This window comes from Mesorhizobium sp. B4-1-1, from assembly GCF_006439375.1.
In the GTDB taxonomy this organism is placed as follows: Bacteria; Pseudomonadota; Alphaproteobacteria; order Rhizobiales; family Rhizobiaceae; genus Mesorhizobium.
Genome location: NZ_VFTH01000006.1, coordinates 172,831 through 189,530, shown reverse-complemented (window position 1 = coordinate 189,530; position 16,700 = coordinate 172,831). Strand labels below are relative to the sequence as shown.

The following is a 16,700-nucleotide window of genomic DNA, read 5'->3' as shown; positions in this document are numbered from 1 at the left end:
ATCCATCACCCCCACCGACGCTACCACAGGGCGCCGCCGGTGATCTGGATATTTTCCATGGTGATCCCCTTGGCCAGGTCTGAGCAGAGGAACACGGCGAGCGCCGCGATCTCCTCCGGCTGCATCATGCGCCCCTGGGGGTTGCCTTTCCTGAATTCGTCCATCAATTCCTCGGCGCTGCGGCCCTTGCCTTCGCGCTCGACGACCTGCGCCACGTTGCGGCGCATCAACTCGGTCTCGACCCAGGTCGGGCTGATCATGACGCAGGTGACGCCATGCGGCGCCCCTTCGAGCGCCACGCATCGCGTCAGGCCGAGCAAGCCGGCCTTGGAGGCGCAATAGGCGGGATTGTCCTTCCAGCCGACGGAAGCCGCCGTCGAGCCGATGTTGACGATGCGGCCCCAGCCGCGCTCGATCATGCCGGGCAGCACGGCGCGCGTCGCGCGGAAGGCGCCGGTGAGATTGGTGTCGACGATCTTGTCCCAAAGCGCGTCGGAATGGCCGCAGACCGGCTGCTCGGCCGTGGTGCCGGCGGCGTTGACCAGGATGTCTGCCTGGCCGACCGCCGCCTGGGCTTCGGCGAAGAAGAGGTTGGTGAGCGCGCTGTCGCGCACGTCGAGATGGGCGGCATGCACCTTGGTGCCGTGGGCGGCCAGCGCCGACTTCACGCGCTCGATCTCGTCGGCGCCGGGATAATAGGCGGCGTCCGCGCTGCCCACCTCCGGAAGCGCCACATAGGAGCCGACGGCGACATTGGCGCCTGCTTTCGCGAGCGCCGTGGCGATGGCAAGACCCATGCCCGAAAAGCCGCCGGTGACGATGGCGCCGCGGCCGGTGAGGTTGGTCATCGCAAGCGGTCTCCGCGTTCACACTGCAAGGTAGCCTCCGTCGACCACCATTTCGGAGCCGGTGACGAATTTGGATTCGCCCGAGGCGAGATAGAGGACCATGTAGGCGATGTCGTTCGGCTCGCCGAGGAAGCCGATCGGATGGCGGGACAGCGCCTTGGCCTTCTCCTGCTCGAGTTTTCCGAGATCGCGCAGATAGTTCTCGGTCTGCGGCGTCCAGATATAGCCCGGGTGGATGGAATTGCAGCGAATGCCGTAGCGCTGCTCGGCGCAATGCACGGCGACCGCCTTGGTCAGGGTGCGCACGCCACCCTTGGAGGCGCAGTAGGCGGCAAGATCCGCCTCACCGATGATGCCGTCGATGGAAGAGAGATTGATGATCGATCCGCCGCCTGATTTCTTCATCAGCTTGATGCCTGCCTGGCAGCCGAGGAAGACGCCGTCCAGGTTGATCGCCATGGTGCGCCGCCATTCGGCTAACGTCGTGTCCTCGATGTTCCGGGCAATGGCGATGCCGGCATTGTTGACCAGCACGTCGAGCTGGCCGAAGCGCTGCTCGATCGCCGCCATGACAGCTTGCCAGTCTTCGGGCTTCGACACGTCATGGCGCAACGCCAGCGCCTCGCCGCCAGCCTTGACGATCTCCGACGCCGTATCGCCCGCGAGCCTCTCGTCGATGTCGCTGACGACCAACTTCGCGCCTTCCGATGCCAGAAGGAGCGAAGACGCCCGCCCGAGGCCGAGACCGGCCCCGGTTACGAGCGCCACCTTGCCTGTGACGCGACCCATCTGCGGCATCAGCCTCCCACTCTGTTGACGCAATTCCGGACGGAAAACCGCTTCACACTTTTCCTGGAATTGCTCTCGTTGACGACTCCAGCGGCTTGCCCAGCCAATCGCGATAGAACCCTTCGAGGTCCGGCTCGAAATCGTGAACGATCGGATAGCCGGGCGCAGCCGCTTCCACCTCATGCAGCGTGCCGCATTCAGGGCAGATGAATTCGCGGATTTCCATCCAATCCGGATCCGGCAGGTCGCTGTTGGGGTAGATCTCGCGCAGCGATTCCTCTGTGTCGCGCACGATGATCGCGGCCTTGAGCTTCCAGTTCCTGCGGTAGTCGCCGAAGGAGTGGCCGCATTCGCATTTCGTCACCCGCTCGTCGCCGCTCTGGCAGATGAAGAGGTGGTCGCCGACCGGGAGCAGGATCGGGTCCTTCCAGCCGACGCGGTCCTGCAGCACCGCGACATATTTGAAGAAACGGTCGTCATCCTTGTAGGCGCTCATGATGCGGCGCGTCTGCGGCCAGGGCAGCGTGCCGGCAACCAGATCAGCGATGACTTCCTTGCTGTACGAGGTCATGGTCCTTACTCCACGCCGAAGGTCGATTTGGCATCGACATCCCAGAAGGTCGAAAAGTCCTTGGTGAAGCGCGGTGAGAGCTTGATGGCGCTGGCATACATCTTCTTCACCTCGGGCGCGAAACCGGCCGCCTTCACCCGCTCGCGCTCCTTGGCCATCCATTCCGAAACCGGCCTGGCGTGCGCCAGGCGCTTGGCCCGCATTTCGGCGCGATGGCGCTTGGTGGCTTCCAGATTGGCGACCGGGAAACCCTCCTCGTCCTCGTCGAGCACGATGCCGAAGATGCCTTCGGCCGCTTCCCTGGTGAGGAAGCCGTTCTCGACGTCCCAGGCGGTCTTGACGGGATCGCGCTCCAGCACGTCGCCGTAACCGCCGCCGCCATTATAGGAGTGGGTGAAGACGTCACCGGTCTTGTGCGGCGCAGTGATGTAGGGCCCCTCCAGCGTCACATGCTCGCCTTCCAGCCGGACTTCCAGCTCCGAGCGGTAGGGATTGGTGCCGGTGTGGTGCGCCAGCGGCGCGCCATTTTCGGCCAGCTCGAAGATGTTCGAGTCCCGCACGGCGCGATGCTTCTGGCAGGTCGGCGCCGGATAGCCACCGCACAGGCCGCCATTGTCGAAGACGCGCGAGGAATGCTCGGAGGTCACCAGCCTGAGATGATCGGTCTTGGAAACCAGCCAGGTCGACAGGAAGGAGCAGCCGCCGCGATATTTGCCGGCGCCGCCGGAATTGGGAACGATCGACCTGCCGATATAGAGCATCGGCATGTTCTGTTCCCAGATCTCGATGTTGCCCATGTCGGATTCCGGATTCCAGCCGACATAGGCTGTGTCCAGCCCGTCCTTGATGGCCAAGGCGCCCGAGCCGGCGGCGGCGCATTCGAAATGCGCCATGCCGAAGGGGGTGCCGTACTGGCTGGTGCCGCCCATCTCGATCATCGGGCTGTTGACCTGGCCGACAAAGGCTTCCTCGATGAAGCCGCGCGCGATGAAGGAGCGCGACAAGAGCCGCTGGAAGACACCATAGGCGGGCAGCAGCAGCGCCCAGGAGGTGGCGGTCGCCACCATCTCGTTGTCCGGGTTGGTCCAGGTGCCGTGCGGCAGCTTCAGCTCGGTCGCCATCCAGGCGCCGTCATTGACCAGGCCCTCGAAGTTCATGTGCTGCGTCAGCGTCACGAACATGCCGCCATCCATGCCGGCCGGCGTGCAGTTCATCGAATGATAGCCCCAGGGCTGCGTGCCCTCGAAGTCCATCTTGATCTTGCCGTCGCTGGTGATCTCCATCTCGATCGGGATGTTGTAGAGCCAGTCGGGATCGCCGAGCGGCTGGTAGCCGGGCTTGCCCTTGGTGACGTGGCCGTAAAAGGTGTGGCCGCGGTAAATGCCGGGCACCGTGAGCTGGCGCGTGCGGGCGAGCTGGGCGCGGCGGCCTTCCTCGATGAACTCCTTCGACACCTGCATCCAGTAGTCGAGGCCGATCTGGTCGATCAGCGCCTTGACGCTTTCGCGCATGTCGATGCAGGAGGCGACCTTGGCCTTCTCGTCGAGCACCCAGTAGATCGGCATTCTGAGATTGCGCTCACAGCGGATGACGTAGTCACGCCGCAGTTCGTCGTTCTGGCCGACCTTTTCGGCGCAGACGAACAGGCCTTCGGTAAAGCGCTCCTGCGCCAACGCCACGTCGCCGCCTGGCGTGATGCCGCCGGCTTCGAGCTCGTGGCAGACGGCGCCGGCCCAGCCGACGAGCTTGCCGGAATGGAAGATCGGCACGACGTCCATCACGTCCGGCACCTGCACGGTGCCGATGAAGGCGTCGTTGTTGGCGAAGATGTCGCCGTCGCGGATCTGCGGGTTTTCCTCGTAGCCGTTGCGGATCATCCATTTGATGAAGCGGCTCATCGTGTGCACATGCACCATGATGCCGTTGGAGAGCGCAATCGCGTCGCCTTCCGGCGTGTAGATGGCGACGACCATCTCGCCGACCTCGCGGACGCCCGGCGAGGCGGAGATGCGGCGCGCCATTTCGCGGGCCGAGACGCAGTAGGCGCGCAGCTTGGTGTGCAGCGTCTCGAATTTCAGCGGGTCCTGATTGCGCAGCTGAAGCTCGGTGATGCCGTCATAGCAGCCGGTCTCTTCCATCAGCCGTTCGGATTCGAGCAGCCGTTCGCGAATGCGGAGCGCGGAGGCGGGTTTGTCCAGCATGGCGTTCGCCCTTCTCAAGCGTGGGTGTAGTGCAGCAGCGTCCATTCATCGACATGGACGCGGTCCTGCGGGTGAACGACGAGCGTCGTCGCCGGGTGTTCGATGATGGCCGGGCCGGTAACCTCGTGGCCCGGCTGCAGCAGGTCCATCTCGTAGAGATTGGCCTTGTGCCAGCGGCCGCCGATATAGGCCTCGCGCACGCCCTTATGGGCAGACGCCGGATCGGATTTGCCGAGCGGGCGCTTGACCAAAGTCGGCTTCACCTTGTCGGCGGTGGCGATCAGCCCCAGCTCGGTGATTGAGAAGCCGGCCTCGCCATAGCGCGAGACGCGATGGTTGACCTTGGCGTAGACCGCCTCGAACTCGGCGATGATCCTGCGCATGTCGTCGGCGGAGTGAATCGCCGAGAGCGGCGCCATCACCTCGACGTCTTCCAACTGGCCGGTGTAACGCATCATCAGGAACGGCGCGGTCTTGATCTTGGGGAGCGCGTGGCCGTCGGCCACCATTTCGTCGACCGCGGCCTTGGTCAGGTCGTCCCAGACGGTGGTGACCTTCTTGCCGAAGGCGACCAGCTCGTCATCGCTGGCCCGCGCGCCGATGTCGATCTGCGTCGAGACCGAGTGGCGACGCATGAAGTCGGCTGTGGTGCAGCCGAAGGCCGAGAAGGCGGCGGCGAACTGGAACGTGATGATGTCCTTGAAGCCGATGCCCCTGGAGCAGCCGGCCAGATGCAACGGCCCCGAGCCACCGTAGGACAAAAGCGTGAATTCCGAAGGATGGATGCCCTGGCCGGAGATGACGCGGCGCAGCGCGTTGTTCGCGTCGGCCTCCAGCATGTCGATCATGCCTTCGGCCGCCTCCTCGACGCCGACGCCGAGCACGCGGGCGCATTTTTCCTCGAAGGCTTTCCTTGCCTTCTCCACCTGCAGCACGACCTTGCCGCCGAGGAAGTAATGCGGGTTCAGGCGGCCGAGGATGGCGTCGCAGTCGGCGATGGTCGGCTCGGTGCCGCCCTTGGCAAAGCAGATCGGCCCGGGATCGGAGCCGGCGCTTTCCGGCCCGAGCGAGACCTTCCTGGTCAGCGGATCGACCTTGAGGATCATGCCGGCGCCGGCGCCGATCGTGTCGAGATGCAACGTCGGCACGTTGAGCTTGAAGCGGTCCATCAGCGGTTCGTTCTCGATGCGTGTCTGGCCGCGCGTGATGACGCCCATGTCGAAGGACGTGCCGCCCATGTCCGAGCAGATCAGCGAGTCGTTGCCGATCAGCTTGCCGACATAGGCGGCGCCCAGGATGCCGCCGATTGGCCCGGAGATCATCGTTTCGTGCAGGCGCGGATGGTTGATCGAGGTCAGGCCGCCGAAGGACAGCAGCGTCTGCACGCCGTATTTGAAGCCGTATTTCTTCGAAACGTCCTCGATGCCCTTCAACTGCTTGCGGCCGCGCGAGGTGGCGTAGGCCTCGATCAGCACCGAGTTCAGCCGCGACTGCTCGCGGATCACCGGGCGCACCTCGTGGCTGGTGTAGACGAGGATGTCGGCGCCGGCGGCGGCGATCTCCTCGCGGCAGATTTCGGCGATGCGCTTCTCATGCGCCGGGTTAACGTGCGAGAAGACGGTCATGATGCAGATCGCCTCGACCTTGTCGGCGATGAGCTTCTTGGCGGCGGCATGCACCTCGTGCTCGTAGAGCGGCAGGATGACGTCGCCGAACTGGTCGATGCGCTCCGTCACGCCGTGCGTGCGGCGGCGCGGCACCAGCGGATCGGGATGATGGTGGGTGACCGCGTGCAGGCGGTCGGCATAGGAATAATCCGCCCAGGCCTGGAGGCCGCGGCCCATCAGGATCATGTCCTCAAGGCCCTTGGTGGTGATCAGCCCGAGCCTGCGGCCGGTGCGCGACAACAGCGTGTTGAGCATTCCGGTGCCGGAATAGAGCACCACGTTGACGCCGGAGAACAGATCCTGCAGCGAGATGCCCCAGGCGTCCGCCGCATCCTCGGCCGAAGCGAGGAAGCCTTCAGCCTCGTTCTTCGGCGTCGTCGCCGACTTGCCGATCTTGAAGTGGCCGTCCTGATCCACAAGGATCGTGTCGGTCATGGTGCCGCCGGCGTCGATGCCGATGACGATTGGATTGGTGGTGATCTGGTCCACGGGTCGCTTTCCCTTGCCGAGAATGACCACAGGCTAGATTCCCGGAGCCGGATCGCGCCATATGCCTAAAGACACAATGACCGCGCGGCGCGGTTCGCCGAGAAAAGGGCATGCGCATGGGCAATATCTGGGCGCCGCTGGCAAAGGCGATCGCCGCCACCGGCACCGACCGGCATGTCGACTGCCTGATCGACCTGATCGGCGCCGACATCGCGCACGACCTGGTGACGGTAACGCGCTATTCAGCCACCAGGACGCCGGAATTCGTCAAGCACCGGCGCTTCTCGGACGAGATGGTGCGGCGCTATCTCGACAATTACTACGTCTTCGATCCCTTCTATGCCTCCTGGCGGCGCGAGCGCCGGCTCGGCATCATGCCGCTCAAGGGACTGGCCGACGAGGAGGCCAAGCGCGGCCAATACATTGCCGGTTTCCTGGCGCAGTCGGAGATCTGCGACGAGGTCGGCATCCTGCTCACCGACGGCGGCGACTGGTGCCTGGGCATATTCCTCGACCGCTCGACCGTATCATTCAAGGACAGCGAGATCGCGCTGCTGACCGAGCGGCTGCCGGTGTTCGAGGCGCTGCATGCGCTCGACATCAAGGCGCGCGGCTCAGACTTTTCACGCACCTCGGCGCCGAGCGGTCCCGGCGCCTCGCCGCAGCAGAAGCCGAGCATTCCGGAAAACCTGTGGCCGGAGCTATCGCTGCGCGAGCGCGAGCTGGTGCAGCTGATCCTCGCCGGCCATCCGACCGCCAACATCGCCGAGCGGCTCGGCATCACCGTCGGCACGGTGAAGAACCATCGCCGCCGCATCTATGAGAAGCTGGACATCACCACGGAGCGCGAATTGTTCCTGCAATTCTTCCAGCACCGGATGAACGGGTAGCGCCGCGTCAGTCGTGCAATTCCCGCGAGATGGGCGCCCCGACGATGAAGTCCGAAAAGGTGACCTCAAAGCCCTCGCGCTGCGGCGAGCAGCACATCATGCCGACATCGACCGTTTTCGAGATCGGGAAATAGGCCAGCCGCACCGGCTTCCAGTGGCCATCCGAAGCGTCCAGATACTGGATGCGGATCGCCTCGGCGTGACGGGTCAGGCGGATCCTGACGCCGTCCTTGCCGGCGGCGATGGCGACCAGCGACCAGTCGGAGGTGTCGTTGGTGACGACGACGGAGAAGTAGGCCAGCCCGTCGGTGTATTCGATACCGGCCTTGATCCAGTGCGTTTCGCTCAGGCGCAGCATCAGCCCCGCCTGATCATAGAGCACCTTGTAATCGCCCTTGACGGTGACCTCTGCGCTGAAGTCTCCCTCGACCGGGCGGGAGAGGAAATGGCCGTTGTCGCGCCAGAAGCCATAAAAGGTCTCGCGCCAGAAGTCGGTCTCCTTGCCCGTCCGAACGGTGAGCGTGCCGCCGCCGACCGTATGGTGCGGCGGCGGGTTGAGCCATGTCATGTCGTCCAGGGCTGACGTCATCGATCCCTCTTCGATTAGCCGGCGAATGTATAGGCGGTCTTCACCGTGGTGTAGAACTCCATGGCATAGCGGCCCTGCTCGCGCGGGCCGTAGCTCGAACCCTTGCGGCCGCCGAACGGCACGTGGAAGTCGACGCCCGCCGTCGGCAGGTTGACCATCACCATGCCGGCTTCGGAGTTGCGCTTGAAATGGGTCGCGTGCTTCAGGCTGGTGGTGCAGATGCCGGAGGTGAGGCCGAACGGCGTGTCGTTGGCGACGGCCAGCGCCTCGTCATAATCCTTGACGCGGATGACGTTGGCGACCGGGCCGAAAATCTCCTCGCGCGAGATGCGCATTGCATTGGTCGAACCGGTAAACAGCGCCGGCTGCAGATAGAAACCCGGTGTCTTGCGATCGAGCCGCTCGCCACCGAAGGCAAGCGTTGCGCCTTCCCTCACACCGATGGCGATGTAGTCTTCATCCTGCTTCAGCTGGGTTGCGTCGACGACGGGACCGATCTGAGTCTGCGCGTCGAGCGCGTCGCCGATAACGAGCTTGTCCAGGCGCTCCTTCATGGCGTCGACGAAGCGATCGTGGATGGCCTCGGTGACGATCAGACGCGACGAGGCCGTGCAGCGTTGCCCGGTCGAGAAATAGGCGCCATTGACCGCGCAATCGACGGCCGTGCCAAGATCCGCGTCGTCGAGCACGACGAGCGGATTCTTGCCGCCCATTTCGAGCTGGAACTTGCGCATGTGCTCGACGCTTGCCGCTGCGACGCGCTTTCCCGTGCCGACCGAGCCTGTGAAAGAGATGGCGTTGACGTCGGGGCTGTCGAGCATCGTCTGGCCGACCACCGAGCCCTTGCCCATGACGAGGTTGAGCACGCCCTTGGGCAGGCCGGCACGATGCAGGATGTCGACGATGGTCCAGGCGCTTTCGGGAACGAGTTCGGCCGGTTTGAAGACGATTGTGTTGCCGTAGGCGAGCGCCGGCGCGATTTTCCAGGCGGGGATGGCGATGGGGAAATTCCACGGCGTGATGATGCCGACGACGCCGACGCCTTCGCGGGTCATCTCGACGCCGACACCGGGCCTGACGCTCGGCACCATCTCGCCCGACAGGCGCAGCGTCTCGCCGGCGAAGAAGTCGAAGAGCTGCGCCGCCCGGATCGTCTCGCCGACACCCTCGGCCAGCGTCTTGCCTTCCTCGCGGGCGAGCGAGCGGCCGATCTCGTCCTTGCGCGCCATGATCTCGTCGGAGGTTTTCTTCAGCACCGCATGGCGGGCCAGCGGGCCTGAGCGCGACCAGGCGGGAAAGGCCGCCTTGGCGGCCGCGATGGCCTGCGTGGCTTGCTCAGGCCCGGCTGAAGCATACTCGCCAAGGACATCGTTGGTGTTCGAGGGGTTGATGTTGCGCGAGCCGGCCTCGCCCAGCCACTCGCCGTCGATCAGGTTCTTACGCAGCACGGTCATATTGTTTTCCTTGGGTTTTGGTCGCAGCAGCCACCGGTCGGATCAATTGTCAGACAAATGATATAGTCATTGTCCGGAAGGAGGTCTACCGCCGATCTTAAACCTAGAGCCGGCTCGCGTCAGGTCGAGAACGACCAGAACAGGCATGCGAGCGTGACCGCGCCGAAGGCGACGAAGAACAGGCTTCTGAGCAGGAGGTTGCGGCGAAGCTCGTTCATGGTGAGATGCGCCGCCACGATCACTGCCACGAACAGGAAGCGCCAGTTGAACAGCGCCCAAAGCACCTCGTGCTGGCCGAAGGCCCATCTGGCAACCAGCGAGCCGACGATCGTCGCGAAGAGCATGATCGTCGCCCAGAAGATCGCGTCGGCCGCATGGGTCAGCACGACGCCGGCGGCGCGGATCGGCAGGATCATCATCAGCATGGCGCCGAAGAAGTAGACGGCGGCGATCGCCAGGAACGAGCCGGCGTCGGCGATGCCGTCGAGACGCTTCACGCCATAGGCGCCATAGGGGTAGCCGTGTCTCGCCACGGCCAATGACAGCGCCATCAGCAAAGCGCTCAAAACCGTGATCAGTGCGAATGTGCCGAGGGCCTTGCTCATGCCTTTTCCTGTCGAGACGAATCAGCGGGAGTCTAGCAATCAAAACCCGCAATTCACCTGTCGATATTCTCGAAGGCGCCGACCTTGAGCGATGAAATTGTCGCCATCACCAAGCGCAACGACCGTGCCCGAGTTGAACACCCACATCTGCCGCCGGTGAGTTGCTGGCGGAGCCATCCAATGACGCGTCGCTGTTGGCCAGCTAGCCGATCCGAACGCCGCTCTTTGGATCGAACAGATGCAGCGCCGCCGGATCGGCAGCGAGGCGGATGGTGTCGCCCGGCCTGACGTCGCTGCGTCCCATGACGAAGACGCAGATCTGCTGGTTGGCCAGCCGGACATAGAACTGCGTCGACAGGCCGAGCGGTTCGACCACCTCGACCTCGGCCTTGAGCGCTCCGTCATCGGCCAACCTGATGTGCTCGGGACGCAGACCGATGGTCAGCGCATCGCCGTCCTGCAGCGGCAGACCGTCCGGCAATCCGAGCTTCTGGCCGTCGGCGAGCACGGCATCGACCTTGCCGCCCCTGGCGACCTTCGCCGGCAAGAAATTCATGCCGGGGGAGCCGATGAAGCCGGCGACGAAAGTGTTGGCCGGCCGGTCGTAAAGCTCGAGCGGACGGCCTACCTGCTGAACATAGCCGTCATGCATGACGACGATGCGGTCGGCCATGGTCATGGCCTCGACCTGGTCGTGGGTGACGTAGACCGACGTGGTCTTGAGCTGCTGGTGCAGCGCCTTGATCTCGGCGCGCATGTGGACGCGCAGCTTGGCGTCGAGGTTGGACAGCGGCTCATCGAACAGAAAAACTTTCGGATCGCGCACGATGGCGCGGCCCATGGCGACGCGCTGACGCTGGCCGCCGGAGAGCTGGCGCGGCAGGCGGCCGAGGTAGGGGTCGAGACCCAGCCGCTTGGCGGCAGCACCCACCCTGCCGTCGATCGTCGTCTTTTCGGCCTTCTTCAGCAGCAGGCTGAAGCCCATGTTGGAGGAGACGTCCATATGCGGGTAAAGCGCGTAGGACTGGAACACCATGGCGATGTCGCGATCCTTCGGCGCTACGTCGTTGACCAGCCGCTCGCCGATATGGATCTCACCGCCGGTGACCTCTTCGAGGCCGGCGATCATGCGCAAGAGCGTGGACTTGCCGCAGCCGGACGGGCCGACCAGCACGACGAACTCGCCATCGGCGATCTCGAGATCGACGCCATGCAGGATGCGCAGCGCGCCGTAATCCTTCTCGACGTTTCGCAGCGTGACGGAAGCCATCTTTTATCCTTTGACAGCGCCGGCGGTGAGGCCGGTGACGAGATAGCGTTGCAGGAAGGCGAAGAAGACGCAGACCGGGATCAGCGCCAGGATGGAGGCCGCCATCATCTGCCCCCAGTCGACGGCGAATTTGCCGATGAAGGTGAGCAGGCCGACGGCGAAGGTCTTCTGCTCGTCGCTGGAGATCAGCATCAGCGCGAACAGAAGCTCGCTCCAGGCGGCCGTGAAGACGAAACCCAGCGTGGCGCCCATTCCCGGCAAGGTCAGCGGCACGATCACCCGGCGCATCGCCTGAGCACGGGTGCAGCCGTCGATCATCGCCGCCTCCTCAAGATCCCTTGGGATGCCGTCGAAGAAGGACTGCATGAGGAACGTCGCGAAGGCGGTGTTGAAGGCCGTGTAGATGATGATCAGTCCGATCAGGCTGTTGGTCAGGCCGAGATCGCCCATGATCCGGTAGATCGGCGGAATGACCATGACCAGCGGGAAGGTCTGGGTCAGCAATAGCAGGATGGCCAGCGTCGCCTTGCCGCGGAAGGTGAAGCGCGACATGGCGTAACCGGCGAGCGTGGCGATGACGGTGACAAAGGCGGCCGTCGACACCGAGACGATGACGCTGTTGAGGAAATAGCGTGGAAAGTCGGAGGCTTCGAGCACGGTGACGAAGTTCTGGAAGGTCGTCTGCGACGGCCAGAAGGTGATGCCTTCCGAATAGAGCAGGCGCTCCGGCGTCACCGAGATCTTCAGCGTCCAGAAGATCGGGAACAGCGCGAAGATCACGTAAGCCGCAACCGCGGCGTAGAGCCCGATGCCGCCGAAAATGCGCGAGGAAGTGGAGCGACCGGCGATCATCAGACGTGCCTCACCAGAGTGCGGCGGATAGCGATCAGCCCGATGGCGTAGACAATGAGCAGCACCAGAAGCAGCACCGCCACCGCCGATGCATAGCCCTTGTCGAGGGACTTGAAGGCACTGACATAGATGTAGACCGGCACCGTGCTGGTCGAGCCGGCCGGCCCGCCCTCGGTCATGACGAAGATCAGGTCGGCGAAAGTGGCGATCCAGATGGTGCGCAGCATGACCGTGATGACGATGGTCGGCGCCAGGAAAGGCAGCGTCACCTTGGTGAAGCGCTGCCATGGCGAGGCGCCGTCGATGGCTGCAGCCTCATGCAATTCGGAGGGGATCGACTTCAGCGCGGCAAGCAGCGTTATGGCGAAGAACGGGATGCCGAACCAGATGTTGGCGACGATCGGCCCCCACATGGCGGTGGCCGGATCCGATAGCACATTGGTCGGCTCGGCCTTGAGGCCAAGCGCGAAGAGCCAATGCGGCAGCGGCCCGATGATCGGGTTGAACAGCCAGGCCCAGGTGAGGCCGGAGAGGAAGGACGGCACGGCCCAGGGCAGGAAGACAACGGCCTGCACGACCTTGCGGCCGTAGAAGGGCTTGTCGAGCAGCAGCGCCAGGCCGAGGCCAAGAAAGAACTGGAAGAACAGGCTGGCGACCGTCCACCACAGCGTGTTGATCAGCGCCTGGCCGAGCACCTGGTCGGAGAGCATCGCCTGGTATTGGGCAAGGCCGACATATTGCGACTTGAAGGCCGAGAACTTGCGGAATGAGTAGGAAATGCCAATGATCAGAGGCACCAGCAGCACCAGGACCAGCAGAACGATAGAAGGCGAAAGATAAAGCCAGGGCTCGATCGCGGCCTTGCTCAGCCGCTTCCTGCGCGGCGGGGCGGCGGATCGGATTTCGGACACTGCGTAGGTCATGGCGGCTCAACAGTGATGGGGCGTCGGCGACAAGCGTCCTTCGCCCCGTTCACGGGGAGAAGATGCCGGTAGGCAGATGAGGGGCGGAGCCAGCCTTGCAGAACTCGGCGCTGCCCCTCATCCGGCCCTTCGGGCCACCTTCTCCCCGTAAACGGGGAGAAGGAAGAAGCCTACTTCTTGTTCTTGGCCAGCCAGTCCTGCTGTTCCTTGGTCAGGAACTTGGCCCATTCATCGGCCACGTCCTTGGCCGGCTTCTGGCCGAGCAGCACTTCCTGAAAATTCTTGATCGCCACCTGGTCGACGAAGTTGCCGAGGTTTTCGAGATGCGTCGGCGGCGTCACCATTTCATATTTGGAGCTGTCGCTGAGTTCGGTGAACCAGCCCTTGAACTGCTCGGTCTTGAAGTGGGGATCCTGGTCGGCGCCGTTGTGGATCGGCACGACGCCGACTTCCTTGGCCCATTCCAGATTGTCCTTCGGCGACAAAAGCGTCGCCATCAGCTTCCAGGCTTCGTCCTTGTGCTGGGAATTGGCGAACATCGCCCAGCCGGCATAGCCCAGCGTCGGATAGGATTTGCCGCTCGGGCCGACCGGCAACGGCGCAACCGCGAAGTCGTCGGCGCTCATCTTGTCGGCGATGCCGAGCAGCGCGTCCGGATCCTGGTTGAGCATGGCGCAGGTGCCGGAATAGAAGCCGGTCACCGTTTCGTTGAAGCCCCAGCTCACGGAATCTTTCGGCGCCAGGCCATTCTTGTACATGTCGGCCAGCATCTGCAGACCCTTGACCGAGCCTTCGTCGTTGATGGTCGAGACACCGTCGTCGGTGAAATAGCCGCCCTTGCCGTCGGCGATGTTCATGAACATGTGCATGCCGTTGAAGGCGCCGGGACCACCGCGCAGGCAGTAGCCATATTTGCCGGGGATGGCCGAGATCTTCTTGGAATCGGCTACGAACTCATCGAGCGTCGCCGGCGGGCCGTCGAGACCAGCTTCCTTGAACAGCTTCTTGTTCCAGAACAGCGCGTTCACATAGTAGCCGTAAGGGATCATGAACTGCGTGTTGTTGACGGTCGAGCCGAACTGCTTGGCGCGGTCGCCGAGCGTCTTGGCGTCGTCCCACTTGGCCATGTAAGGGCCGAGATCCTCGAGCTGGGCATTGTTGGCATAGAGGCCCATCCAGCGTTCCGGCATCTCGACGACGTCGGGCGTATCGCCGGCCTGCACCATGGTAAGGAACTTCTCGAAGGCTTGGCCCCAGGGCAGCGAGACCACTTCGACCTTGATGCCCGGATTGGCGGTCTCGAATTCGGCGATCTGCTTCTTCAGGAATTCGGTGCGCGGCGGGCTGGTGATGACTTCGATCAGCTTGATGGTGGTGTCGGCCAGCGCGCCGCTGGCGGAGAACGCCAGGCCGGCGACGGCGGCAAGCATGAAGGTCGGTCTTTTCATGTTCAGGACTCCCATTTTGAACGCTCGGTTATTTTTTTGCTTTGTCGAAGGCCTGGGCGATGTCGGCCCAGAGATCCTCGACGCTTTCCAATCCGACATTGAAGCGGATGGTTCGGGGGCTGACGCCGAAGCGCGCCATCGAATTGATGCCCGGCGTCTGTTCGAGCGAGGCCTTGGCCGGCACGACCAGGCTTTCGTGGCCGCCCCAGCTGACGCCGATGCGGAAGAACTTCAGCGCATCGACGAAAGCCGGGATGTCGACGTCCTCGGTGACCTCGAAGGAGAACAGCCCGGCATAGCCTGCAAGCGTCTTCTTGCCGGGGTGGTTCGAATAGGCAGGATGGTTGACGCGCTCGACCTTGCCATGCGCCTTCAGCCGCTCGGCAATCGTAAGTCCGCTCTTCATGTGATGCGGCAAGCGCAGCGGCAGCGTGCGCAGCCCGCGCAGCAAGAGCCAGCCTTCGAAGGGCGACAGCTTGCCGCCGAGCTGGGAATAGGTCTGCTCGTTGATATGCTTGATATGCGCGGCGGAGCCGGCCACCACGCCGGCGACGGTGTCGCTGTGGCCGCTCAGATATTTCGAGGCCGAATGCAGCACCAGGTCGACGCCATGCGAGATCGGCTTCTGGAAGACGGGCGTCGCCCAGGAATTGTCGATGGTGGTGACGATGCCCTGCTCCTTGGCCAGCCGCGTCAGATGCTCCAGGTCCTGCAGCTCGAACAGCATCGAGGTCGGGCTTTCGAGGTAGAGCAGCTTGGCGCCGGGAAGTGCCGCGGCAACCGCGTCGGGATCGGCGCCGTCGACATAGTCGACCTTGATTTGCAAGCGCGGGAACAGGCGCTCGAACAGCCGGTACGCGTCGCCATAGCAGTTGCGCACGGCAACGATGCGCTCGCCGGCGCCGACAAAGGCGAGCAGCGTGGCGCTGATGGCCGCCATGCCACTGGAAAAGCCGCGCGCGGCCTCGGCGCCTTCCAAGGCGGCGACACGCGCCTCGAACTCCATCACCGTCGGATTGTCGCCGCGCGAATAGATCGGCTGCTTTCTCCTGCCGGCGAAGGTGTCGGCCATGTCGGCGTAACTGGCGAAGGTAAACAGCGACGTCTGGTAGATGGGCGGCACCACCGCGCCGCCGGGGAACGGCTCGTCATGCGCCAGCAGCGTCGCCGCCTCGCCGAGATAGTCGCTGGCCATCGAGGCCGGATCGAAGGTGTTGGGCTGCTCGTTCATCTGCGGTCCGAAAGCTTGAGGTTGGCGGCACCGCGTTTCAGATCGTCCCCGACGGTGGCGATGAGCTTCAGCGCCTCGGCGCGGGCGCCCTCGGGATCATGCGCGGCGATGCGCTCGAAGATGGTGCGGTGATAGGGGAAGCTGGCATGGCCGAAGTCGCGCACGCCGAGCGGATGCTCCCAGAAGCGGTGGAACAGCTCGTGCATGGCACTGATGATCTGCTCGAAGAGCGGATTGCCCGAGGCGCGGTAGACAGCCTGGTGGAATTCCCAATCCTCTTCCGAGGACATGCCGGCGCGGGTGCGGAAAGCTTCTTCCATGATGTCGAGCTTGCGCTCGATCTCGGCGATCTCGGCCTTGCCGGCGCGAATGGCGCAAAGCGCCGCCGCCTCGGCCTCCAGCGCGCGGCGAATCTCCAGCGTGCGCATCAGGCCGGCGAAATCATTGCCGCCGGCCAATGTCAGCGGCATGTGCAGCATGTCGGGCGAGACGGCGGCCTTGAGATAAGTGCCCGAGCCTTGCCGCCGTTCGACGAGACCGAGGCCTTCCCAGCGCGTCAGCGCCTCGCGCACCGTGTTGCGGCTGACCTTGAGGCGTTCGGCCAGGATGCGCTCCGTCGGGAGTTTTTCACCGGGGCCAAGAGCCTCCTGCCGCACGAAGCCCACCAACGCCTTCAGAACCGCGTCGTCGCGGGCCATGGTCTGGATGGGAGGCAGGAAATCGGTCACGCCGGCTGAGCCTAAGTGGTTCAATGGTCCAACCAATTTCTGCATGATCGAAGCGGTGAGTCAACCGGGCAGTTGGGAATGCTTCCGAGGCCGCGGGATCGACGAGGGAAAGCGCGGGCGAAGGAGTGTCCCGACGCAACCCGGG

15 protein-coding genes are annotated in these 16,700 nt (G+C 64.0%); 1 reads left to right on the top strand and 14 read right to left on the bottom strand.

Translation table 11 applies throughout. The annotated features are described in order from the left end of the window. Positions 1-20: 20 nt before the first annotated feature. Genes FJW10_RS11200 through FJW10_RS11180 form a run of 5 tightly spaced genes read right to left on the bottom strand, consistent with a single transcriptional unit; the run spans position 21 to position 6,565 of the window. Complete coding sequence (locus FJW10_RS11200) at positions 21-848, bottom strand: SDR family oxidoreductase (protein ID WP_140832184.1); 828 nt, start codon at positions 846-848, stop codon at positions 21-23. 18 nt (positions 849-866) lie between these two features. Then, complete coding sequence (locus tag FJW10_RS11195) at positions 867-1,637, bottom strand: glucose 1-dehydrogenase (RefSeq protein ID WP_140900133.1); 771 nt, start codon at positions 1,635-1,637, stop codon at positions 867-869. 52 nt (positions 1,638-1,689) lie between these two features. Further along, positions 1,690-2,208, bottom strand: a complete 519-nt coding sequence (locus tag FJW10_RS11190) for an acetone carboxylase subunit gamma (protein WP_140900132.1) — start codon at positions 2,206-2,208, stop codon at positions 1,690-1,692. Positions 2,209-2,213: 5 nt separating this feature from the next. Next, positions 2,214-4,409 (bottom strand): hydantoinase B/oxoprolinase family protein, encoded by a 2,196-nt coding sequence (locus FJW10_RS11185; protein ID WP_140900131.1) that lies wholly within the window; start codon positions 4,407-4,409, stop codon positions 2,214-2,216. A 14-nt stretch (positions 4,410-4,423) separates the two neighbouring features. Beyond that, entirely contained in the window at positions 4,424-6,565 is a 2,142-nt protein-coding gene (locus tag FJW10_RS11180) for a hydantoinase/oxoprolinase family protein (RefSeq protein ID WP_140900130.1), read from the bottom strand. 110 nt (positions 6,566-6,675) lie between these two features. Between FJW10_RS11180 and FJW10_RS11175 the strand changes: the two genes are divergently transcribed. After that, positions 6,676-7,455, top strand: coding sequence for a helix-turn-helix transcriptional regulator (locus FJW10_RS11175; RefSeq protein WP_140832176.1), 780 nt, complete (start codon positions 6,676-6,678; stop codon positions 7,453-7,455). Positions 7,456-7,462: 7 nt separating this feature from the next. Here FJW10_RS11175 and FJW10_RS11170 read toward each other — a convergent pair whose 3' ends face one another. The 9 genes from FJW10_RS11170 to FJW10_RS11130 form a co-directional block, all read right to left on the bottom strand. Next, positions 7,463-8,044 carry a DUF1349 domain-containing protein gene (locus FJW10_RS11170; protein WP_140900129.1) on the bottom strand — a complete coding sequence of 194 codons (582 nt, stop codon included), beginning with the start codon at positions 8,042-8,044 and terminating at the stop codon, positions 7,463-7,465. Between the two features lie 14 nt (positions 8,045-8,058). Then, positions 8,059-9,498 (bottom strand): aldehyde dehydrogenase family protein, encoded by a 1,440-nt coding sequence (locus FJW10_RS11165; RefSeq protein ID WP_140900128.1) that lies wholly within the window; start codon positions 9,496-9,498, stop codon positions 8,059-8,061. A gap of 119 nt (positions 9,499-9,617) precedes the next feature. Then, positions 9,618-10,103, bottom strand: a complete 486-nt coding sequence (locus tag FJW10_RS11160) for a hypothetical protein (RefSeq protein WP_140900127.1) — start codon at positions 10,101-10,103, stop codon at positions 9,618-9,620. A 202-nt stretch (positions 10,104-10,305) separates the two neighbouring features. Continuing rightward, positions 10,306-11,373 carry a sn-glycerol-3-phosphate ABC transporter ATP-binding protein UgpC gene (gene ugpC, locus FJW10_RS11155; protein WP_140900126.1) on the bottom strand — a complete coding sequence of 356 codons (1,068 nt, stop codon included), beginning with the start codon at positions 11,371-11,373 and terminating at the stop codon, positions 10,306-10,308. A gap of 3 nt (positions 11,374-11,376) precedes the next feature. Continuing rightward, complete coding sequence (locus FJW10_RS11150) at positions 11,377-12,225, bottom strand: carbohydrate ABC transporter permease (protein WP_140832168.1); 849 nt, start codon at positions 12,223-12,225, stop codon at positions 11,377-11,379. After that, positions 12,225-13,148, bottom strand: a complete 924-nt coding sequence (locus FJW10_RS11145; RefSeq protein ID WP_140832166.1) for a sugar ABC transporter permease — start codon at positions 13,146-13,148, stop codon at positions 12,225-12,227. Before FJW10_RS11145 ends, FJW10_RS11150 begins: the two co-directional genes overlap by 1 nt. A 170-nt stretch (positions 13,149-13,318) precedes the next feature. Next, complete coding sequence (locus FJW10_RS11140) at positions 13,319-14,596, bottom strand: sugar ABC transporter substrate-binding protein (RefSeq protein ID WP_140900125.1); 1,278 nt, start codon at positions 14,594-14,596, stop codon at positions 13,319-13,321. Positions 14,597-14,624: 28 nt separating this feature from the next. Beyond that, complete coding sequence (locus FJW10_RS11135; protein WP_140832163.1) at positions 14,625-15,827, bottom strand: PLP-dependent transferase; 1,203 nt, start codon at positions 15,825-15,827, stop codon at positions 14,625-14,627. Continuing rightward, positions 15,824-16,600, bottom strand: a complete 777-nt coding sequence (locus tag FJW10_RS11130; RefSeq protein ID WP_140900124.1) for a FadR/GntR family transcriptional regulator — start codon at positions 16,598-16,600, stop codon at positions 15,824-15,826. The genes FJW10_RS11135 and FJW10_RS11130 overlap by 4 nt, the downstream gene beginning before the upstream one ends. Between the last annotated feature and the right edge of the window lie 100 nt (positions 16,601-16,700).